Here is a 21,446-nt window from a genome sequence, read left to right on the forward strand (position 1 = left end):
AGCTAACAACTCCATTTATGTCCCTTTGCTTTTAGCAATGATTGCTTCAGCTACGTTGCGAGGTACTTCTTCGTAATGGCTAAACTCCATTGAAAAGATACCCCGACCTTGGGTCTTCGAGCGGATATCTGTAGCATAACCAAACATTTCTGCCAGCGGAACCTTAGCAGTCACTTTGGATAAGCCTTGTTCCGATCCCATGCCTTCGATTTGACCGCGACGAGAGTTAAGGTCGCCCATCACATCCCCCAGGAAGTTTTCGGGGACTTCAACTTCGACTTTCATCATTGGCTCCAGTAGCACTGGCGATGCTTTTGCTACTGCTGCTTTCATTGCCATTGAGCCAGCAATTTTGAAAGCCATTTCCGACGAGTCTACTTCGTGGTAAGAGCCATCGGTCAATGTCGCTTTGACATCAATCAGCGGATACCCAGCTAGTACGCCAGATTCGCAAGTTTCCTTCATCCCCTGTTCTACAGGTCCGATGTACTCTTTGGGTACAGAACCACCAACTATCTTAGAGACAAATTCAAACCCACTGCCTGGTTCGCCTGGTTCTAGGTCAACGACAACGTGACCGTACTGACCTTTACCACCACTCTGACGAATGAATTTCCCTTCTATTTTCGTGACGTGCTTGCGAATGGTTTCGCGGTAAGCTACTTGTGGCGCTCCCACGTTTGCTTCCACTTTAAATTCGCGGAGCATCCGGTCTACCAGAATTTCTAGGTGGAGTTCGCCCATCCCAGCAATTACGGTTTGGTTGGTTTCGGGATCGACATGCACTCGGAAGGTAGGATCTTCTTCGGAAAGAGATTGCAGCGCTTTGGACAATTTGTCCATGTCCTGCTTGGTCTTTGGCTCTACTGCTACCGAGATGACTGGCTCTGGGATAAACAGAGATTCCAAAATGACTGGCGCACTGTCGTCACACAAAGTATCGCCTGTCAAAGTGTCTTTTAATCCTAATGCCGCACCCAAGTCGCCTGCACGCAATTCTTCAACATCGATCCTGTCATCTGCTCGCAATACTACTAAGCGAGAAATTCGCTCTTTCTTGTTCTTAGTAGCGTTGAGGACGTAGCTACCTTTTTTCAGCACGCCAGAATAGACGCGCACGAAAGTCAAGCGCCCGTATGGGTCAGCCATGATTTTGAAAGCGAGTGCTGACAGCGGTGCATTGTCGTCAGCAAAGCGCTCGACTGTCTCGCCATTGACGGTTGTTCCCTGAATTGGCGGAACTTCTGTAGGTGCTGGCAGGTAATCTACAACACCGTCTAGCAAGCGCTGCACGCCTTTATTTTTGAAGGCAGAACCGCATAACACGGGGACAATCGTACCCGCAATTGTGCCTTGTCGCAGCCCTTTACGGATTTCAGCTTCATTCAGTTCTTCACCTTCTAGATACTTCTCTAGTAAGGCTTCATCGGTTTCTGCTACTGCTTCAACTAGCTTCGTGCGATACTCTTGTGCTAGCTCTTGCAGATCGGCAGGAATCTCTACTTCTTGAATATCCGTACCTTGATCGTTGCCGTAGATGTAAGCGCACATCTTGACTAGATCGATCAGACCTTTGAAGTCTGTTTCACTACCAATGGGTAGCTGAATCGGTACTGCGTTGGTGCGGAGGCGATCGCGCACCTGATTGTATACTCGGTAAAAATCTGCTCCAGTCCGATCCATCTTATTGACAAAGATGATGCGTGGCACCTTATACCGATCTGCCTGTCGCCAAACTGTCTCTGTTTGAGGCTGTACGCCACCTACGGAGCATAAGACTGTGATTACGCCATCTAATACCCGCATGGAACGTTCCACTTCAATCGTGAAGTCTACGTGACCAGGAGTGTCGATGATATTAATTTGATGGTCTCTCCAGTTGGTGGTGATCGCAGCAGCAGTAATTGTAATGCCACGCTCCCGCTCTTGAGCCATCCAGTCAGTTACCGCTGTTCCTTCGTGGACTTCACCGATCTTATGGATCATTCCAGAATAGAACAGAATTCGTTCTGTCGTTGTTGTCTTGCCCGCATCAATGTGAGCCGCAATTCCAATATTGCGGATTTTTTCCAGCGGAACGGTACGTGCCACAGCTACCTCCTTGAGTAGTTTTTGCCGCAGGTATCTCTATATTACTCTCTGTTAAGATTCTATACTTTTAGGGAAAGCCGCCACCAAAATAGGGGGATATTGCCTAGTTTTATCGCTTTTTTCGAGCAACTTTTTAGTAGCGGTAGTGAGCAAAGGCTTTGTTGGCATCAGCCATCCGGTGAGTCTCTTCCCGTTTGCGGATCGAACTACCTGTCTCATTAGCAGCATCCATCAATTCGTTCGCCAACTTCATAGACATAGAACGACCGGAACGCTGTCTAGAAAATTGGATCAACCAGCGTAATGCCAGTGCCGTTCCCCGTTCTGGTCTGACTTCCATCGGTACTTGGTAGGTTGCTCCTCCCACCCGACGAGCTTTGACTTCTACTAAAGGTGTAGCATTCCGCACGGCTTTCTCGAAAGTTTCCAGCGGATCGTTGCCAGTACGCTCTTCGATTGTTTTCATCGCATCATAAATGATTCTTGCTGCCAGCGATTTCTTGCCACTGCGCATGACGCGGCGCATCATCATACTAATCAGGCGACTGTTGTATACGGAATCGGAAGGGATGGGGCGCTTTTGCGCTACAGCACGACGGGACATAAGTTATTCTTTACGTTTAGTTTGATTGGGGTTGGCAACAACAGAACTAAGTTTTCATGGCATGGTGGCTTTGAGGTAACTAGCACAAGGCAGTTGAAACATCTAACACCGTTTATTGCGTCGCCGCGATCGCACTTTTGCTTAGCCGAAGCTTTAGCTATTATGACGACAGGTAAAGCTTACTAGTTAGATATGCCGTTATTTTGCCTGCTGGCGCTGACTTTCATTCCGATTTTAGGCATCTCACCTCAAAAAAAGTAAAAATCCTATAACCGCAATGATGTCAGCAGCAGAATTACCTTACTGCTTTGGTCTCTTAGTTCCGTACTTCGAGCGTCCTTGTTTGCGGTCTTTTACTCCAGCGGTGTCCAAAGTACCGCGAATGATGTGATACCGCACGCCTGGTAGATCTTTTACCCTACCACCACGAATCATGACGACGGAGTGTTCTTGCAGGTTATGTCCGATACCGGGAATATATGCCGTAACCTCAAAACCAGAAGTTAGGCGAACCCTAGCAACTTTTCGTAGAGCTGAATTGGGCTTTTTCGGTGTGGTTGTATATACTCTTGTACAAACGCCCCGACGTTGCGGACATTGTTTCAGAGCAGGGGATTTTGTTTTCTTTTTCGCTACTTGACGTTCGTTACGGATGAGCTGCTGTATGGTTGGCATGATTTACAGCGCGTAGTTTTAGCTGCTTAAATTTAACGATCTATGATTATACCGATTTTAGTAAATTTATGTCAAACTGGTGGGATTGATAGTGGGTAATGGGTGATTGGTAGTTGGCAAGAATATTCTCACGCACTACTTCCGACTCCCTCATTCCATAGCAAAAGAGTTACCACAACCACAAGTGGCGATCGCTTGAGGATTAGAGAAGCGAAATCCTCCACCCATTAAATCTTCGGAATAATCGAGTTTTAAATTTTGAATGTAGTTTAAGCTGTCGGCATCGATCGCTACAACAATACCGTTGCAGTCTAGAAGGCAATCGCTCTGCTCTGTTGCCTCGTCAAATTTCAAATCGTAAAACAAACCAGAGCAACCCCCAGCTTGCACGCACAAACGAAAGAAAGCGTCGGGGTTGCTCTGTTTAGATCGAAGTCGTTGAATTTCTTTAGCAGCAGAGGGACTAATTTGAATCATTGAACTAGGCAGTAGGGAGCAGAGAGCAGGGAGTAGGGTGATATGAAGAGTATAATACTAAACCTTAATCCCTAGCCCTTAACCTCTAGCCCCTAGAATAGTCATCTTGAAATCGGACGATATCGTCTTCGCCCAAGTATTCTCCGTTTTGTACTTCAATGAGTATCAGGGGGATTGCGCCGGGATTTTCTAAACGATGGGAGGTACACTGAGGTACGTAGGTAGATTGGTTGTTACAAAGCATAATTTCGCGATCGCCACACACAACCTTGGCAGTACCAGAAACAACAATCCAGTGTTCGCTACGGTGGTGATGCATTTGCAGGCTGAGGCGATGCCCTGGTTTAACTTCAATTCGCTTAATTTTGTATCCGCGCCCTTCTTCTAAAACCGTAAAAGAACCCCAAGGGCGTAATTCCGTAGCGGCGACGCTTTTAGGAGCAACTGCGGTAGGAATCGGTAGAGTAGGCGCGTGAGCCTGGGAAGTTTCTTGAGTTTGAACCATGAATTTTTCTCCTGATAATTGTTATCCACTATTAAAAATAAAAGGAACCAAAGCAAAAGACAGTGACAGTAATAACCGCAGCAATAGCAATGCAATAGCAATAATATGTCGAGTATAGCCTTAGCCCAAGATAGCAGACTTCTTCCGAGGAGTGTCATCAGTAAACTTGCCGATTGGTCTGGGCTACATCAATTCTTTACTTACTAGTCGTTAAGCTTTAAATAATCTTCATCAAAAAAGGTAGTTAGTAGTTGGTAATGGGTAATGGGTAATTGGTAGTTGACAATGATTAGCGCTGATAACTGATAGCTAGTCACTGATAACTGGTCACTGCTTTCTGCTTTCTGTTTCTAGAAAAATGCCAAACCCATTGTGAACGCGGGCTGCGGTGACAGGAGAGCGATTGACGAGTTGTCCCCCTAAGTAAAGGCTGGTGGAACTACCTCCGTCGAGATTGAGAGCATCAATACTACCCATTTGCTGCAAGAGCTTGGCAGTTTCCCATAAAGTAGAACCAGTCCCACCAACTCGGTTGTGAACTGTAGCAATGAGCAAATTACCTGTTGCCGTGACACCAATAGCGCTACGCACGGCAGTTTGGCGGCTGAAGGCATCACTGAATCCTTCTGCTTTGGCGTTAAGAACGATTTGGCGGTTTTGAACTAATAATGGTCCAGCACCGATCGCGTGAGGATATTGGGCAAACTCGCTAGGAACAGTGCCATCGGTCAAGCGTAACAGCGTACCAATAGGTAGTAGATTAGCAGTACTACCAGTCCTGAATGCAAGTAAATAGCCGTTGAGGGGAATGGGAAAGGCTGTTTTTCCGGCTAAACCGCCTGACAGATTAGCGGTAACTTGATTATTTTGGACGATCGCGATCGCTTCGTTATTCGTCAAGGGCGTATAGGTAGTTCCCCAGTCAGAGGTATAACGGGAAATTCCGGCTTGAATATAGCCGCTATTCAGATTGACGATTGGTAAACTTTGCCCCGTAGAAGCGATCGCTGTTTCTTGGCGTTGCAAGCGACCGATTTTAAATTGCCCGGCATCGTTCCAAGCGATCGCGCCTCGGTTGAGAATTGGACTAGACAGCCAGCGCCCCTCGCGACGAATTGCTCCCAAGGGTAATTTATTGTTGCGGTTGAAAAATCCAGCATTAATGGCAGCAGCAGCTGTATAACGTTGAGCGGTGGTCACAATCGGCGCAGTCCCAATCAGAGAATTTACTGCACTCCAAATTGGTCTAAGGGCTAGTCCTGTGGTGCGGGGGTTGACTTCTAACCATGTCACGGGAAAGCGATCGCGACCTAAATTAATATACTTTTGTTGCCAACGCACGCCTCTAGCCCACAAAATATTCCGTTCCACTATCGGATCGGGGCGCAAATCGATAATGACGCGGTTGGGTTGGCTGAGGGTACTGACGCGGGGGAAGATGCCTACAGGTAAATTGAGATCGATCGTGGTGAGATTGGCAGTCGTGCCTAATTTAACGAGAGGAGTCGGTGAAATCTGGCTCTGTTTTGGCAATTGGATGGCTAGATTAGCGTTTAACTGTTGGGCTAATTCAGGATTTATCGCAGCGTCGATTGCTATCTTCCATTGTTGATATGGAGGTGAGAGGGCAGAGACTGCCTGAGATGGTAATTGCTGTTTTGGATCGTCTGGGAGTTCGGCAAGCGGCACTTTTGGTTTAGTGACTGGAGGCTGTTGCGTTAGCTGCCAGGGCGTAGGGCGATCTAAATCTACTACCAAGCGATCGCCCCAAGTTTGTTTACCCTGGCGTAGTCCTGTAATCTTTGCAGCTGGCGTGGTAATCCGCAGAACGTCACCTTCGCTTTGCAGTTGCCAACCTACTTTTGCTGCTAATTGAGATAGATCTAAATAACGATACGCGCCACTGTGCCAGATGCTTGAGACGAGTGGTGGAGTATCAGGAGTCGTAAACCACCGAATCGGTTGTCGGGTTACATCCTGAGTATTCAGTAAGTCTACGCCCAGCTGCATCAATCCTACATCGCTAATTGCCGTTTGAATTCTATTTGTGGCTGGCTGCGCTTCCCACTGTCGCCAAGCTGCGGATAGAATGCGACCGTTCAAGGAGATGCGATCGCCTGCTGCAAGTAGCCCATTTGGTGTGGTGGAACGGCTGGGGGTATTTTGCGGTACGGATGATGGCGTAACAGGTGGGGTTACAGGCGATTGAATTTGAGCATTAGCAGCAGTGAACGTCAGCCACGGTGCTGTAGTTAGCAACCATAATAATGCTGAAGTTGGCAGCAAACAAAATTTTCGTTTCACAGCAGGAGTCAGGATCGAGCAGGAATTTGGGTGCATTAGCACAAGTAGCTATTCCTAACATAAAGATAGCTAACGGTCAATTGTATGACAGTTATCAGTTGTCAGTGTAGAGACGTTACATGTAACGTCTGTGGTAAGAATTCTTCTTAGCTTTTTACCGATCGCAGAAAAGTATCTCATCAGCGATCGGCGATCGCGAAATGACTTTAATGTCCGACGATCGATTGACGACCGATCGGGTTACTGTGAAAGGAGAGTATTTTTTAATACTTAATACTCGTAAAATTTTCTCCAAATAAACTGAGTAGCTCTTAATGGTAGTTTTGTCTTTTTATCGATCGTATAAATATTTTGATAATTGAGTTTCATCAAAATACTTTTGATACACAAATTACTACGGAAACCACTGAAGCTATTTTAGTTCAACGAGGTAAGCTATTTAGCTATATTGTTCTATGCGATCGCAACTTTGTCACGCTAAATATACAAAAAGACTAACTCAAGACTGCCTTGACAGGAAGGCTATGCGAATAAAAGCTATGCCAAGCTAGGCTTTGTAGCAATCTTTTTTTTCTTCGCTAACAGACTATAAACTGCACGATTTAGCAGAAATAGCCCCTAAAATTAGAAATTCTCTTCAACAATAGAGAAAATAAAGAGGTATAGATAGTAGCTAGTAGTGCTAGACAGATTGAACTAACGTTTCGAGCTATCTACTGTTGACGAAAACGTTAAGTTTTGTATTTTCTAGTAATAGAGAAATTTTTGAGGTTGATGAAATGGAGGCAAATTCCTTCGACTTCGCTCCCAAAACTGCTACAGATAAGTACAGTCTTACCTATCGTAATATCTATCGTAACTTTAGAAGATCGTCTATCGATATTGATATTTCAAATAGTTGTGGAGCGAGTCGATCGCGCAAGCAAACTTACTTGCGCGATCGAGAAATTCTCAACAAAATTTTATCGCTTGCGATTCAATCGCTCAATCGCGAAGATTGTTTAGACAACCTACTGTTAGAAATTAGACAAGCAATCCAAACCGATCGAGTCCTCGTCTATGGTTTCGATCGCAATTGGAGTGGCACGATAGTAGCAGAATCGGTAACTGCTCAGTTTCCCAACGCCATTGGTTGCCGGATAGACGATCCTTGTTTCCGAGAAGATTACGCACGACAATATAGTGACGGACGGATACGGGCGATCGCTAATATCTATGCTGCGGATTTGACTGAGTGTCACATCAAAACTTTGGAACAACTTGCAGTTAAAGCAAGTTTAGTCGTACCAATTACAAGCGACAATGGACTGCTAGGTTTGCTAATTGCCCATCACTGCAACGCACCTCGTCACTGGCAGATAGAAGAGGTCGAGTTGTTTAGACAACTTGCCACTATAGTCAGCTCGATCCTGCAACACAAGATCTCACAACAAGAGCGGCAATCTGCTGTGGAGTATGCCCAGAGATTAAAACAAATGACTCAGGTAGTGCAGCAAGCGCACTCATCATCCGATCTGTTTAATGCTGTCACCACAACAATGAGACAGATATTTCAAGCAGATAGAGTATTAGTTTATCGTTTTGTTACAGATGGTAGCGGCATTGTTGTAGCAGAATCAGTTGCTCCTGGTTTGCCTCAAACCCTAAATCATCCGCTCGATCGCTTTTATGGGTACGAAAGCGAGATTCAACAGAGCGATCGTCAGGGAGTACGAGCGATCGCCAACATTCATACTGCTGGACTAACGATAGATCGAATCGATGCCTTAGAACAGTTTGCCGTCAAAGCTCAATTAGTTGCACCAATTGTCAGTAACGGTAAACTGGTAGGTTCGCTCATTGCCCATCAGTGTACTGCACCCCGTACTTGGCAACCAACAGAAATCGATTTATTCGAGCAGATTGCCGTTCAAATTGGCTTGGCACTGGATCGGGTAGCGCTGCTAGAGTATCGAGCCACAGCAGCCAAGCAAGTACAGATGCGGCAACAAATAGCGTTACGGTTGCGACGATCGCTCGCACAGTCGGATATTTTAACAACTGTGACAGACGAACTCAAATCTGCCCTACAAACCGAGCGCGTGGTAGTTTATCGCTGCGATCGCGATCGTGGTAGCACAGTTATAGCCGAATCAGTCACCCCTGGCTTACCCCAAGCTTTAAATCATCGTCTTGACGATCCTTTCTGGCGGAACGATCGTACTGCATACGAGCAAATTGGTTACGCTCGTGCTGTTAACAACATCTATACAGCCGGACTCAGCGATCGCTGCATTCATAATTTAGAGCGCTTTGCTGTTAAGAGTAGCCTTATAGCACCTATCCTGGTACAAAATGAGCTATTTGGCTTGTTAGTTGCTCATCAGTGTTTTGGTTTCAGGGAATGGCAGCAAACTGAAATCGATTTTTGTACTCAAGTCGCGATCGATGTAGGTTTTGCTTTGGAACAAGCACAATTACATGAAAAACTAGCTCAAATCGCCCAAATTGCCATACACCTTGATGGCTACATGCCAACAACAGCGCAAAAACCAGCAACAGCAAAGTCATCATCGCCAACAAATGGCTTCAATTCTGAAGACAAAGAACATGATGCTACGGTTGCATTCTAGTTATCAGTTATCAGTTATCAGTTATCAGTTATCAGTTGATTTTGACTTTTGACTTTTGACTTTTGACTTATCCCCACACTCTACTGGAAAAGCTATGTCTACACCAGGTAAGCTAGAACTAACTGTCAAGATCGATCGCCTACCAGATAATGTGAGAACTATTGCTAATGGCTGGAAGCAGTTTGAAATCGATCTGGATGGTCAAATAATTACGCTAACATTAAAGCCCCATGTTTATAAAAAGCTAGAACAAGCTCAGGAGAATTATCATCAGTGGGTGGCGAAAATTATCGGACAAATGGGTGCAAAGACAGATAAAGGTTTTTTGCTAAAAGATTGCAATGTAACAGTTTATTCTCAAACTCAATCTTCGCCATCCAAGCTTCAGCAAAAGCCGCCCGATCGCCGCGATAAACCTAAAAAAGCCAATAGCAAATTTGTGGAGAAGTATCGGCTATATACTGGAGAAACCTTGAATTTGTTTCAGATTGTGTTTCGCCTGACTCAAGCTGTTTTTCCTGGGGTTTTGCCTTGGGTACTTGTTTTAAGTAGTTATGGCTTTTTAATATCTGTACTTTATAGTTTTGGCATTCCTGTATCAATACCAGAAGAGAGCGATGCAATTACGCGAGCAGTATTAATTTTCAACATTGGCTTACCTTTACTATTAGTTTTTCGTACTAATACAGCCCATGAAAAATTTTGGGAAGGGCGCAAGCTATGGGGTAGTTTAGTGAATACAGTGCGCAACTTAACTCGTGATTTGTGGATTGGTGTCAAAGAGGAGACACCACAAGACCGAGCGCAAAAAGAGTACACTCTTAGATTAATTGTAGCTTTTGCCGTGGCTATGAAACTACATTTAAGAGGCGAACACGTCACTGATGAGCTAAGCGATTTAGTAGCAGAAACTCAGTTTTTTCGGTTGAAATATACAAACCATCCACCCCTACAAATTGCTTTTTGGATTGGAGATTATTTACAAGAGCAACACGATCGCGATCGCTTGAATATTTATCAGTTAACGTCGCTACAAAAATTGGTAGACCAGTTAGTAGATATTTTAGGAGGCTGCGAACGCATTTTAAAAACACCACTACCTTTAATTTACCCGTTAATTTTGAAAAATTTAGTTTTTGTTTATTGCCTTGTTATTCCCCTAGAAATTGTGAAGGAGGTAAATTGGTTTACTAGCAGCATTATTACTTTTGTGAGTTTCATTTTATTAAGTATCGAACAAATTGGTTCTGAAATTGAAGAACCTTTCGGACACAATTCTTGCGATCTACCACTCGATATTATTTGCAATACCATACTGCATAATGTGGAAGATTTAATTGCTCTAGCTCCTCATAATGGTAGTAACAGTAAGGTGCGCTAACATAGTCCGTGTAGAGACGTTACATGTAACGTCTCTACACGGGAAACTATTCTGCTACCCGAGTCCGAGGTTGATAGTAGTAGTGATGGTAAGAAGTTGTAGCTTTGTAATCTTTTACCCCATTACAAATTGCACCTAAAACTTGAGTGCGAGACAGTTTTAACTGATCGAGAGTTTGCATTAGCATCGCACGGTCAGTTTTATCCATCCGCGTGACGATCGCAATTCCTGCGGTTAGAGGAGCCAGCAAACTCGCATCTGCTAAACCTAAAAGTGGTGGAGTGTCGTAAATCACTAAGTCATACTGCTGCCGCAACTGCTCCATGATGTTGCGCATCTTGTGAGAGGATAACAGTTTGGTAGGGTCGGGAGGAATTTGACCTGCGGTTAAGACAAACAAGTTCTCCCAGGCAGGCGATCGCTGAATTAAATCGGCAACTGGTACGTTAGTTGTTATTGCATTACTCAATCCAGCGTCATTGGATAGTTGTAGAATACGATGAATCTGCGGTAGGCGCAGATCTGCATCGACTAGCAACACCCTGCGTCCCATTGCTGCTGCTGCTTGAGCTAGGTGAGTTGAAACAGTAGATTTACCGTCAGCGTGGACGGAAGAACTGATGACGAGAGAGTGGATCGGTGTATCGGAACCTAAAAAGCCGATGTTAGTATACAGCGATCGGAAAGCTTCTATGAAAGGGAAATAGTGGTAGCCATAAGCATTTCTATTGGAACGCGACCTGCTGTTCTCCTGCCTCTGATTCGTTTCTCCATCTGCTAAATTTTTACCCAGGTTTTTATGGAAAGGAATTATGCCTAATATTGGTAGCTTTGTCGCTTCCTTCAACTCATCGGGTGAATGAACGACATTATCGAGCTTTTCTACAAGTAGCGCTGCTCCGATTCCGGCTAAGATACTAGCTACTGTGCCTAAGATGAGGAATCGTGGAATGTTAGGAAAGATAGGTATAGAAGGTAGCTGAGGTGGTGAAATGAGTTGCCAAGGAGTCTCTTTTTGAGCATTTTCGATTTGCAGCGATTCCCGCCTTTCTAGAAAACGGTTCAAACTTTCAGTAGCAATAACTAACTCTCGCTGTAAGTCAGTGTAACGACGTGCCAAATTTGGCATTCCGTCGATTTCTCGATTTAAGCGATCGAGTGCTTGGGCGTTCTTGGCGGCTCTGACTTGGAGTATGGAAAGTTGGCTTAATACTGACGCACGTTGATTTTCTAGTGCCTGCACTCCCTCTTTCTGTAATAGTGGCAGCAGACTTTCCCGTTTCTGTTTCAGCGACTGAATGTACGGACTATCTACTCGATAAATAGTTGCATTCTTGGCAATTTCAGTATCTATATTCTGCAACTGAGCGAGTAAACTCTGATATTGAGGAGCATCTTGCTGGGCTTGCGGTGATATTGCACGACTGGGCGTAGAGGATTCATCTATAGCCGCGATCGCTGGCGATTTTTGAGGGTGGTCAACTGTCGATTGTTGCTGCGAAGTTCCCACCCCATGACGAGCTTTTGCTTCTAGTTCTAGCGCTAACTTAGTGCCAGATTTACTTTGTAAGGCATTGTAGAGTTTTTGAGCTTCCGCTAAATCTTTTTGAATCTCTAATTTCTGAAATTCTAAAGTGCTGTATTTTTCAAATAGCTGTCCTGTTTTTTCTTCGGGAGAAAATAAGCTGTACTGTTCTCTAAATCTTTGTAATTGCAATTGCAAACTGTTAACTCGCGCTTGCAATTGAGGTAACTGAGTATTAACAAATTGAATTCCCTGACGTAAATTCGTTTGCTGCTCTTGTAAGCTGTATTTTAAATATCCTTTGGCTAACTGCTCTAGAGCAAATTGAATTTTCTGTGGATCGGAATCTCGATAGCTAATTTCTAAAATTTTTGTTTCTTGATAGCGAGAAATCTTCAATCCTTCTAGTAAAGAAGCGTAGTTAATATCTGGATACCGCACAGCAATATTGTTAGCGATCGGAGCCAAGACTTCAGGGCTACGTAAAACAATAATCTGTGTACTATAATCTAAAGATTCTTGCCCTTTTGGGCTAGCATTTACAACTGGAACGTTCGATAATCCCGACAATTTATTTTCAGCCTTGACTGGCTCTACCAATACTGATAGTTTTCCTTCATACTCGGACGATCGAGTTAAAGTCCATACCCAGGTAGTAGCACAGCAAGCGATCGCTACACTGGCAATTATCAGCGCTCGACGACGTACAACTGTCAGGAACTGAGACAAACTCCATTCTTCTACTTGAGGTAGCTCTTGATAGCTTGCAATATGGAATGGCAATGACATCTGTGAGTGTTTACCATTTCTTTCTGTTGCTAAATGCTGAGTTCGATATTGCTCTTCCATATTCATGTCGTTATTAGGCAGTTGTATGAAGGAAAAAACAGGAATAGTCCTGCTGGTAAGCTTTAGCTTTCTTCTGTCACGGCTTCTATATTATTAGTTTTAGAACGAACAATTCTTCTTTTTGCTGTTAAAAATGCTTGTTGTAATACATTTGAGTACTGTTTGGCAATAATTTCTGGCGTGAAATTGAATTGAAGATATTGCCGACCTGCCATTCCCATTTGTTTGACAAGTTCGCGATCGCTCTTTAAACGGCGAATAAATTGAGCTAAACCACTAGCATCGCCTGAATTAAAAGCAGCACCACAACCACTTTCTCTTAAGAGATGACGTAAATAGGAATGGGGTTCGCAAATGGCAGCGACGGGACGACCAGCTGCGAGAATGCCATAGAGCTTGCTCGGGGCAACGATTCCTTCCATTTTGGGACTAATACTCACCAAAGATAAATCGCAAGCTGTGAGCGAATATGGTAAATCTTGTTTATCTTGATAGGGCAAGAAGCGACAGTTGTTTAAGCCGAGTTTTTTGACACGTTCAAGACTCGATTGAAATTTTGCTCCTCCTCCGATGAAAACAAACTGAATTGATTCGTCTTGCAATTGTCTAGCTGCTTCGAGAATTGTATCTAGTTCGTGACAGCGACCCATGTTGCCAGAGTACTGCACGGTGAAAGTATTTACCAGTTCGTGCTTTTGAGCAAACCAATTATTTTCTTTTTCTATCGGTACAATCCAGTTGGGATTAGCCCAATTATGAATAACTACAATTTTTTCACTGAGTTCAGGAGAATAAGATAAAATCTTCTCCCGCATGGTTGAACTAAGAACAACAATTTTTTCTGAGTTTTGCCAAACTTTTTGATTGAGCGATCGCCATAGTTTAACTAACCAATTTTTTTTAGAAAGAACATCTAACTCAACCGCAACGTCAGGATATAAATCATACATTAAACAAACATAAGGAAGACCAAACAACAGTTTAGCTATGTAGCCAACAATTGGTAGAAATGCTGGTGCAGTTGTTAGAAGTAGGAGATCTCCATGATTCTTTTGATTTAGCAAATATAAGATAGTTCGCAAAAAGAACAAGCAGCCATTGATTGCTTTACCACGAATCCGGGCATTCCACATTCGAGAAGTTCGCGATCGCCTAATCAAGATTTTTTCAGAACGTTCTAGAATAGGAGCCGCATGTTTTTTAAATGCATATCCTGGTTGTCCGGTAAAAACTCTGACTTGAATACCCAATCGCCCTAAATTCACCGCTAGTTCTTCAATGAGTTGCCCTGTAGCAGCATAGTCTGGCGGGTAAAATTGCGTAATAATATTTAAGTTGAAAGAAGGTGAGAGTTCTTTACTTTTGCTTTGAGCAGGCAAAAATATCTTAAGTTTTTCAATTTGCTCTTGCTGTATATATTTATCTAGCATCTGAAGCTCTGCCTACCTCTGCCAATGCAATTATTTTGTTTAAATAGTAAGGAGTGCAAAGGAAAAGCACTCAATTTTAACGAAAGGCAAAGCTACACAAAAAACTATCTAATAAAATTAAAATTCTCTCTTAAGCTAAAGGGCTATTTTGCTAGGTGATGTAACAAGGTAGCTTTACACGATCGAACTTGAAAAAATCTAACTTTGACCTAGCTTTATGTCCAAGTGTGGTTTTACTGAGAATTCAATTGGAGTTTAACAATCTTCTTAGTTTTTTCAGTAAAAACACTGAAAGTTAAGTGTCTATACTAATTCTAAATCTGCCGCAAATAACCCAAGATTTTTTAGTAACACACCATAGATTTAGAGTAGTGCGTTATACCATTTCTTTAAAACTACGCCACAGAATATCCCCCCAACCCCCCTTGATAAGGGGGGCTAGGGGGGATCGAATCTAGTGCAATAAACAGAATTGGTATTAGCCTATGGCGTAACGCACCCTACGTAGATTTCAAAAAGTAAGAGCCAAAAAGATATCGAGGTGTTTATCTAGAAAATATAAAAATTATTAATTTTTCATAGATCGAGTTTTGGCAATATTACCGAGCTGATAGATTTACCGATCGCAAATCGCTCGTTGTTTGACTGGTTGTGCGGGATTACCTACATAGATTGTCATGGGCTGAAGCGATCGCCCTGCTACGCTTCCTAGACTCAACACCGCTCCTTTACCAACAGTGACACCAGGACCAATCGTCGCCCGCGCTGCAATCCAGCTACTCTGCTCGATGTGAATTGGCGCTGGGATCAGCTTGAAGTCAGAAGCGCTCCAGTCGTGATTGCCAGTACAGAGATAAACACCCTGAGAAATACAAACATGGCTTTCAATGGCGATCGGCGCAACATTGTCGAGCCAAGCATTTTCGCCAATCCACACGCAGTCACCTATAGTTAGCCGCCAAGGAAACTTTACCTGCACTCCAGGTTTAATACAGACAGAGCGACCAACTGTAGCGCCAAAACTACGTAGTATCCAGACTTTTAACTGAGAGATAGGTAGCCAATGACTGCGAAATAAAGGCTCTCCGAGAAAATACCATAGGAGTTGTTTCCACAAGGGAGCGCCAGGAGTGTAAGTACCGAGGGTGTAACGATCGAGATACATGGAATTCAATTGTTCATAGCGGTTTTCAATTGGTTAAAACACACGCTCTGTAGGGGCGCACAGCTGTGCGCCCCTACAAATGTCACGCACGGAATCGAGAATTGCTATTAGATGAAATTTTAAATTTGCGTGATGCCACGATCTTGGCGATCCCCCAACCCCCTTAAAAAGGTGGGCTAGGGGGGATCTAGTTTTAACCGAAAAGTATGGTCAAACTAGCTCCAGTACGACCTGTAAACATCCATAACCAAGTACGACAAATATCACGGCAAATATGAAACCAGGATTCAGGCTGTTGGTTTGATGGAACTGATATAGGAGTTACAGCAATCCCCTGGCTGCCAAAGACAAAAAAGGCGATCGCTTTTGCTCTTGCCATGTGAAAATCGGATGTAATTAAGTAAACATGTTGAAAATACCGTTGTTTAAAATCGGCAACAAGAGAGGTAAAGTTAGTTACGGTATCGACAGCACGGCGATCGATATATATTCGCGATCCAGAGGCACTCGGATCTGGAAAATTGAAGGTTTTGAGATAAGGAGAAGAAATCCAGATTTCTAAAGGTGGATGCCGTAAAGCAAAGTCAACAGCGAAAGTTTCGCGCCTCGGATCGCCACCTAAAGCAATAATTGCTTGGGGCAGTGGCGATCGCCCTAGAGCAATTGCTAGTCGCAGAGGAATAATTCCGAATAGTACGAATAGCACAGCAGCAGTTAACAAACCGACAAAACGGCATCTCTTGTACTGAAAGCGCTGGTTTTTGCTCGAACTGGTAGTTTTTACTCTTGACATTGTTGACGCTATATCTCTGCGTGTTGTCGCTTACGGCAGCGTGGCAAAATTCTCTGGGTTTGGGAAGTTTATAGGAATTGGTTGTCGCTCGATCGCCGCCGTGTAAATTGAGATTAGATTCTGGGCGATCGCTTGCCAAGAATACCGTTGACTTGCCAACAGCCGACCATTCTCTCCTAATTGCTGCCGGAGTTCTGGAGATGAGAGCAGTTGTGCGATCGCATTTGTTAAGGCGGCGATTTGACCTTCAACAACCAGTCCTGCCGATGCTGCGGCAATTTCCGGTGAAATTTGGATGTCGGGAGTCACAACAACTGGTAGCCCTACTACCATTGCTTCTGCTACGGCAATCCCAAAATTTTCGGAGAAGGATGGCAAGACAAAAAGATCGGAGGCTTGTAGGAGAAGATCTTTATCTCGACCCATAACGAAGCCCGTGATGGATGTACGCGAGGAAAGCCCCAGGGATGATACTAACTCGGTCAAGTAGTTGAGATACTGCGGCTCTCCCGAACCTGCCAAAATCAGATGAAAGTTGCGATCCTGAGCTACTAGCTGGCTGAGGGCTTGAATTAACAAATCTGGGCGTTTTTTAGGGTGAAGCCGCGACAGGAACAGGACAACTGGTGTGGTGGTAGGTATACCGTAAGTTTCGTATAGCTTTTGCTTAGCATCAGGTATTTCTACTGGGCGATCGACTCCTAAAGGTAAAGTAAAACTAGGTGTTTGAATGCCAAATTTTCTCACATCCTCGGCTTCGCCTGGAGCAGTGCAATGAATCATATCAGCACAATTGAGATTTTGACGCTCGATCAGAAATGAATATATTCGTTTTTTCAGCCAACTTTGAGACAAAGCCCAAGGCGTTAACTGTCCCATAGTACGCATGGTATAGGGAATTCCTTGCAACCTGGCAATTAGGGCAGCGCAAGCGGGTGCATAGGAAAAAAGATAGTGAGTTTCGATCAGATCGTAATCTCGGGCGTGCTGCCAAAGCCAACGAGTCAGAGCTGCCGAAAAAATAAACTCTTTAAGTGGTGGTGAAAAACGCGGAAAAAACCAAATTGGGACTTGCTCGTACTCTACCCGCCGATGGAGCGGCACGTCTAACAGTTCTGAACCGCGATCGTTCGTGGTGGCAATTTCGGCATCAATGCCATGTTCGCGCAAAGCTCGAACTAGATTGAGAACAACTTGAGTTGGTCCACCCAAAGCCGGATCGATCGAAGGAATAACGTGTAAAACTTTCATTGACTGCTCAAATTGAATTTAATTAAGTTATCCATCGTTTGTTTAAATTGCTCGAATCCGAAAGTATTAATAACTTTCTGTCTTAAAACTTCAGGTTGATAAATAATTGGATGCGAATAAGTGCCTTGCAAAATCTGAATTAAAGTTCGGGCGATCGCGTTGGTATCGTCTGGATCGACTAATGCCCCTAGTTCGCCGTGACAAAGGGCATCAATGGCTCCATCTCGATCTCCTCCTAAAGTGGGTTTGCCACAAGCTAAAGCTTCTAGATAGACAATGCCAAATCCCTCACCTTTACTTGGCATGGCAAAGACATCACACAAGTTATAGTGATCGCCTAGTTCGGCATCGGGAATAAATCCAGTTAAGGTGACACAATCTTTGAGATCGAGTTTGGCGATTAACTGTTCGATCCGATCGCGATCGCTACCCTTGCCAACAATCAGATAACGAACGCCAGGAATCTGACGGCGAATCTCTGGCAAGGCTTGCAGAATTTGGTCGTATCCTTTGTAGCGTTCGCGGCAATCTAACCGAGCAACAGTCAAAATGACTGGTTGTTCTGGTGTCAGTCCGTAACGCTCTAATAAGTATTGCGGCTTTGGCTGAATTTTAAAGCGATCGGCATCAAAAGTGTTAGGTAAAAGCGAGACTTTTGCCGGATCGAGATTTTGCTCTTTGAGCAGGCGATCGCGTGTATAGCTACTGACGGCAAGAATGCGATCGGCATGGTGCAACGCTTTTTGTAAAGCAGGTTTGCGAATATCCCAGGCTTCTACACCGTGAGCGATCGCCCAGTAACGCATACCAGTTAGTTGTTTTAACCAATAGGCTGCAACTGTAAAATTCAGGTGAGTGGCGATCGCTAAACTCGGTCGCTGTCGCAGTCCCGCTCCACAGATCTGAGCTGCAAACCCAATTGTTCGCAATGGCAGAGGTAAAGCACCAGTACAGTGAAACTGGGTATGGCGCGATCGCGCCAGGTCGGATGGCGATCGAGTGTCGTGCTTGAGAAAAACCTGGTAGTGCCAATTCGGATATAAACTTTCTAACGCATCGAGCAAGAAAGCCGAATAGACTTGAATTCCGCCTTTAAATTCAAAAATATTCGGAAACCACAAGTGGCAATTAGTTTGACCTGCTAATTTGGGCATAAAAGCTCCTGGACGCGACTGGCTAACTGCTGTCGATACAATCCCCACGTTAATTGCTCGGCTTTTTGACGAGCCGCTTTTCCCATTTGGGCTAATTCTTCCGGGTGGGAATAACACCATTCCAGCTTTTCCTTTAGAGCTACAACATCGCGAATCGGGATAATGAAGCCTTCTACCCCGTCTGTCAGAATATCTGGACCAGCAGTATTGGGTGTTGTGATGACAGGAATTCCGCAAGCCATTGCCTCTAGCAGTACGAGTCCAAATCCTTCTACAAGCGAGGGAAAAACAAAGACACTTGCGGTACTGTAATATTCGTTTAATGCCGCGTGAGGCAGAGATGGAATGTAGCGAAAAATATCTTGATATTGAGTCAGCCAGTTGTCAGGAAACTCGTTAATGCCGATCGCTAAGAGTTCGGCATCGGGTAGGTGTAGTTCTTGCCAAGCTTGTAATAAGTAATGAAAGCCCTTGCGAGGTCCAACGCGACCGACAAATAGAGCGCGAAACAGTTTGTCAGTTTTAGTTTGCGGGTGGAAATAATCAATCGGTGCGCCGTAGGGAATGACGCTAATTTTTTCTGGTTTGACACCCACATCTAACAGCGATCGCTGGGTGATAGAAGATGCGACAAATACGTGGTCTGCTAGTTGAATTTCTCGTTCTTTGCGATCGATCTTCCATGCAGGTTCTTTGACTGCTTGTAGTGCTGGCGCTAGTTCTGGAAAACGTTCTGCTTCTTGGGCTTGGAGATCTCGACTCATGCGATAAAAGGGAATCGGGAGATCGTACAAGCAGAGAATCCCGTGTTGTTTAGCAACTTCAAATGCGATCGCCGCACCATCTTCGTAGGCATAAACTGCATCTAGATTTTGTAAATGATGTTGGGAAACGTGGCGATCGAGAGACGTATACACCCAATCGATCGGTCCTTGACGACCTAAGTTCAGCAAATGACTTAATTTAGTTTTGACTAATGCTAAACGTATGGCTTCTTGCCAAGGGTGCGATCGCATGGATACATTTACAGGCGCAGTCCACGCCCTCCTGCCTAATTCCAGTGCCACACGACTGCTAATTTTTTGGGGTAATAAGTTTAAATAGCGCGATAAAACTCCCTTGGGATTGTAGGCAATTGTCGTAATAACTTCTTGGAGTAAGTTAGCTTCCCCCAAAGCTAGTGCGGCATTGCGAGCAAAGGGATTACTAGTAGGGTGAATCAGGGAAATACGCGGATGAGACATTGTGTTGTTGCAATAATTGTTGTTCTCGATACCAATTTTCTGTCCGCTCTAATTGAGGTAAGAGAAAGATAAAGCCACTCAAAAACCAGTAATAAGCCAAGAAGGTAGGTTGAGTTACTAGCTGGTCGTAGATTGCAAGTGTCTGGATCAGTAATGCTGTCAGTGCTAATTGACGCAAAAATGGTTTCTTTAATTGACAGAAAATCCGTAACAGCGCTATGAGAAGACTCAATCTCAGTCCGTACCACAGAAAAAAACCAATCGGACCTAACTCCAAAACTATTCTGCCTGGTTCCTCTTCATAGTAAGTCGGAATGGTTGCCCCATCTGGTAAATTTAGCGATCGGCGCATTGCTTGACTCCCCGGTTGGGTTGCTCCAGTGCCGTAGCCGTCGAGTCCTTTATATTGAATAAACTCGAAAGGTTGGGTAAAAGTTGTTGTAATGCGTGCCGTCACATCTTGATTAGAATTTGTCCGTAACAAGAATGCATCAATTGCGGGTTTAAACCAGACCGAAGAGACTAGAGCAATACATATAGTTGGTAATAAGAATTTACTGAGCAGAGATATACTCTTTTCAGGCTGAGTGAATCCTTTAACAGTTATAAAACTAACAAAAAATAGTAATAGGGCAAACACAACGCTACGAGAGCCAGTCATACAAGAGTTAACAGTTACCAAAATTAGTTCAAAAATGGAAACCCATTTCCAGAAAGGTGGTTGGGAGAGTGAGAGGAGAGAAATCAGTAAGCCAAAGCAGATTAATAGATATACTGCATAACCGTCTATGTAAGAAAATGTGCCTGTGACGCGGACAATCTGGGTTGCTCCTGCAACTCCAAATGTAGCTACTTCTTTCAATTGACTGGGAGCATATACGTTGATTGGACTAGTAGCAGGACTAAAGAACTGAGCAATACCTAAAAAACCTACAGGAATGACTAATAAAAGATGAGAACGCAAAAATTTATATAAATCTTGCTCCGATTGAAATAGAGTTGGTAGCATCCACATTAAAGGAATATAAAAGATATATCCTCTGAGTCCAAAAAGCCCTACTAATGGTGAACCTAAACTGGGATTAAAGACTTGCAATACACACCATATGGTGGCAAAAATAATTAAGATAGAAATCGGGCGATTTTGAATTGAAAATCTTCTCGTTGAGAAGACATAGTATTGCAGGTAAGCACCTAAAAGCATTAAGTCTTTTAAAAAATAAATTGTGTCGCTTGCTTGAGGTAAGACCCATTTACGCAATGCACCCTCAATCACAAGAATGAAGAACACAGCTTTAACAGAGTTACGCCAATTCAATGCCGAGATCCCAAAAATAGATAAAATAGCGATCGCAGCAATTACCAATTTCACGCGATAGTCCTCTT

At 44.0% G+C, this 21,446-nt stretch carries 17 protein-coding genes; 3 read left to right on the forward strand and 14 right to left on the reverse strand.

The genetic code is table 11. The annotated features are described in order from the left end of the window. Positions 1-15 precede the first annotated feature (15 nt). From fusA to C7Y66_RS02815, 6 genes are all read right to left on the reverse strand, one after another. A complete protein-coding gene (gene fusA, locus C7Y66_RS02790; protein ID WP_106544375.1) occupies positions 16-2,091 on the reverse strand; it encodes an elongation factor G in 2,076 nt (691 codons plus the stop codon). 133 nt (positions 2,092-2,224) lie between these two features. Next, the gene (rpsG, locus tag C7Y66_RS02795; protein ID WP_015156709.1) at positions 2,225-2,695 is read right to left on the reverse strand and encodes a 30S ribosomal protein S7; all 471 of its coding nucleotides are present in this window, start codon (positions 2,693-2,695) and stop codon (positions 2,225-2,227) included. Between the two features lie 300 nt (positions 2,696-2,995). Next, positions 2,996-3,370, reverse strand: a complete 375-nt coding sequence (gene rpsL / locus C7Y66_RS02800) for a 30S ribosomal protein S12 (RefSeq protein ID WP_015156710.1) — start codon at positions 3,368-3,370, stop codon at positions 2,996-2,998. Between the two features lie 150 nt (positions 3,371-3,520). Then, the gene (locus tag C7Y66_RS02805; RefSeq protein ID WP_106167496.1) at positions 3,521-3,847 is read right to left on the reverse strand and encodes an iron-sulfur cluster assembly accessory protein; all 327 of its coding nucleotides are present in this window, start codon (positions 3,845-3,847) and stop codon (positions 3,521-3,523) included. 85 nt (positions 3,848-3,932) lie between these two features. Beyond that, positions 3,933-4,352: a phosphomannose isomerase type II C-terminal cupin domain gene (locus tag C7Y66_RS02810; RefSeq protein WP_015156712.1), complete on the reverse strand. Its 420-nt coding sequence runs from the start codon at positions 4,350-4,352 to the stop codon at positions 3,933-3,935. Between the two features lie 327 nt (positions 4,353-4,679). Next, on the reverse strand, positions 4,680-6,656 hold the full coding sequence (locus C7Y66_RS02815) for a phosphodiester glycosidase family protein (protein ID WP_233222494.1): 1,977 nt from the start codon (positions 6,654-6,656) through the stop codon (positions 4,680-4,682). A 130-nt stretch (positions 6,657-6,786) separates the two neighbouring features. Between C7Y66_RS02815 and C7Y66_RS30860 the strand changes: the two genes are divergently transcribed. From C7Y66_RS30860 to C7Y66_RS02825, 3 genes are all read left to right on the forward strand, one after another. Continuing rightward, a complete protein-coding gene (locus C7Y66_RS30860; RefSeq protein ID WP_158265858.1) occupies positions 6,787-6,930 on the forward strand; it encodes a hypothetical protein in 144 nt (47 codons plus the stop codon). Positions 6,931-7,375: 445 nt separating this feature from the next. Further along, a complete protein-coding gene (locus C7Y66_RS02820) occupies positions 7,376-9,268 on the forward strand; it encodes a GAF domain-containing protein (protein WP_146149728.1) in 1,893 nt (630 codons plus the stop codon). 55 nt (positions 9,269-9,323) lie between these two features. Continuing rightward, positions 9,324-10,649 carry a bestrophin family protein gene (locus C7Y66_RS02825; protein WP_233222495.1) on the forward strand — a complete coding sequence of 442 codons (1,326 nt, stop codon included), beginning with the start codon at positions 9,324-9,326 and terminating at the stop codon, positions 10,647-10,649. 46 nt (positions 10,650-10,695) lie between these two features. On the opposite strand, the gene C7Y66_RS02830 is transcribed toward C7Y66_RS02825, so the two are convergent. The 8 genes from C7Y66_RS02830 to C7Y66_RS02865 all read right to left on the reverse strand — a co-directional run bounded on the left by C7Y66_RS02830 (position 10,696) and on the right by C7Y66_RS02865 (position 21,432). Further along, positions 10,696-13,029, reverse strand: coding sequence for a polysaccharide biosynthesis tyrosine autokinase (locus C7Y66_RS02830; RefSeq protein ID WP_233222496.1), 2,334 nt, complete (start codon positions 13,027-13,029; stop codon positions 10,696-10,698). Positions 13,030-13,085: 56 nt separating this feature from the next. Continuing rightward, the gene (locus C7Y66_RS02835) at positions 13,086-14,453 is read right to left on the reverse strand and encodes a glycosyltransferase family 4 protein (protein ID WP_106544380.1); all 1,368 of its coding nucleotides are present in this window, start codon (positions 14,451-14,453) and stop codon (positions 13,086-13,088) included. A gap of 616 nt (positions 14,454-15,069) precedes the next feature. Next, positions 15,070-15,618: a WcaF family extracellular polysaccharide biosynthesis acetyltransferase gene (locus C7Y66_RS02840; RefSeq protein WP_106544381.1), complete on the reverse strand. Its 549-nt coding sequence runs from the start codon at positions 15,616-15,618 to the stop codon at positions 15,070-15,072. Positions 15,619-15,811: 193 nt separating this feature from the next. Beyond that, the gene (locus C7Y66_RS02845) at positions 15,812-16,411 is read right to left on the reverse strand and encodes a YdcF family protein (protein WP_199197218.1); all 600 of its coding nucleotides are present in this window, start codon (positions 16,409-16,411) and stop codon (positions 15,812-15,814) included. 30 nt (positions 16,412-16,441) lie between these two features. Further along, on the reverse strand, positions 16,442-17,662 hold the full coding sequence (locus tag C7Y66_RS02850; protein WP_106544382.1) for a glycosyltransferase: 1,221 nt from the start codon (positions 17,660-17,662) through the stop codon (positions 16,442-16,444). Next, entirely contained in the window at positions 17,659-18,816 is a 1,158-nt protein-coding gene (locus C7Y66_RS02855) for a glycosyltransferase (protein WP_106544383.1), read from the reverse strand. Before C7Y66_RS02855 ends, C7Y66_RS02850 begins: the two co-directional genes overlap by 4 nt. Then, positions 18,804-20,060, reverse strand: a complete 1,257-nt coding sequence (locus C7Y66_RS02860) for a glycosyltransferase family 4 protein (RefSeq protein WP_106544384.1) — start codon at positions 20,058-20,060, stop codon at positions 18,804-18,806. The genes C7Y66_RS02855 and C7Y66_RS02860 overlap by 13 nt, the downstream gene beginning before the upstream one ends. Then, on the reverse strand, positions 20,023-21,432 hold the full coding sequence (locus C7Y66_RS02865; protein ID WP_106544385.1) for a hypothetical protein: 1,410 nt from the start codon (positions 21,430-21,432) through the stop codon (positions 20,023-20,025). Before C7Y66_RS02865 ends, C7Y66_RS02860 begins: the two co-directional genes overlap by 38 nt. Between the last annotated feature and the right edge of the window lie 14 nt (positions 21,433-21,446).

Source organism: Chroococcidiopsis sp. CCALA 051, from assembly GCF_003015105.1.
Lineage (GTDB): Bacteria > Cyanobacteriota > Cyanobacteriia > Cyanobacteriales > Chroococcidiopsidaceae > Chroococcidiopsis > Chroococcidiopsis thermalis.

Excerpts from the sequence above, each read along its gene's own strand:
- C7Y66_RS02840 (WP_106544381.1), bottom strand. The coding sequence starts at position 15,618 with ATGTATCTCGATCGTTACACCCTCGGTACTTACACTCCTGGCGCTCCC.
- C7Y66_RS02855 (WP_106544383.1), bottom strand. The coding sequence starts at position 18,816 with ATGCCCAAATTAGCAGGTCAAACTAATTGCCACTTGTGGTTTCCGAAT.
- rpsL (WP_015156710.1), bottom strand. The coding sequence starts at position 3,370 with ATGCCAACCATACAGCAGCTCATCCGTAACGAACGTCAAGTAGCGAAA.
- C7Y66_RS02850 (WP_106544382.1), bottom strand. The coding sequence starts at position 17,662 with ATGAAAGTTTTACACGTTATTCCTTCGATCGATCCGGCTTTGGGTGGA.
- C7Y66_RS02830 (WP_233222496.1), bottom strand. The coding sequence starts at position 13,029 with ATGAATATGGAAGAGCAATATCGAACTCAGCATTTAGCAACAGAAAGA.
- C7Y66_RS02845 (WP_199197218.1), bottom strand. The coding sequence starts at position 16,411 with ATGTCAAGAGTAAAAACTACCAGTTCGAGCAAAAACCAGCGCTTTCAG.
- C7Y66_RS02810 (WP_015156712.1), bottom strand. The coding sequence starts at position 4,352 with ATGGTTCAAACTCAAGAAACTTCCCAGGCTCACGCGCCTACTCTACCG.
- C7Y66_RS02860 (WP_106544384.1), bottom strand. The coding sequence starts at position 20,060 with ATGTCTCATCCGCGTATTTCCCTGATTCACCCTACTAGTAATCCCTTT.
- C7Y66_RS02835 (WP_106544380.1), bottom strand. The coding sequence starts at position 14,453 with ATGCTAGATAAATATATACAGCAAGAGCAAATTGAAAAACTTAAGATA.
- C7Y66_RS02805 (WP_106167496.1), bottom strand. The coding sequence starts at position 3,847 with ATGATTCAAATTAGTCCCTCTGCTGCTAAAGAAATTCAACGACTTCGA.
- rpsG (WP_015156709.1), bottom strand. The coding sequence starts at position 2,695 with ATGTCCCGTCGTGCTGTAGCGCAAAAGCGCCCCATCCCTTCCGATTCC.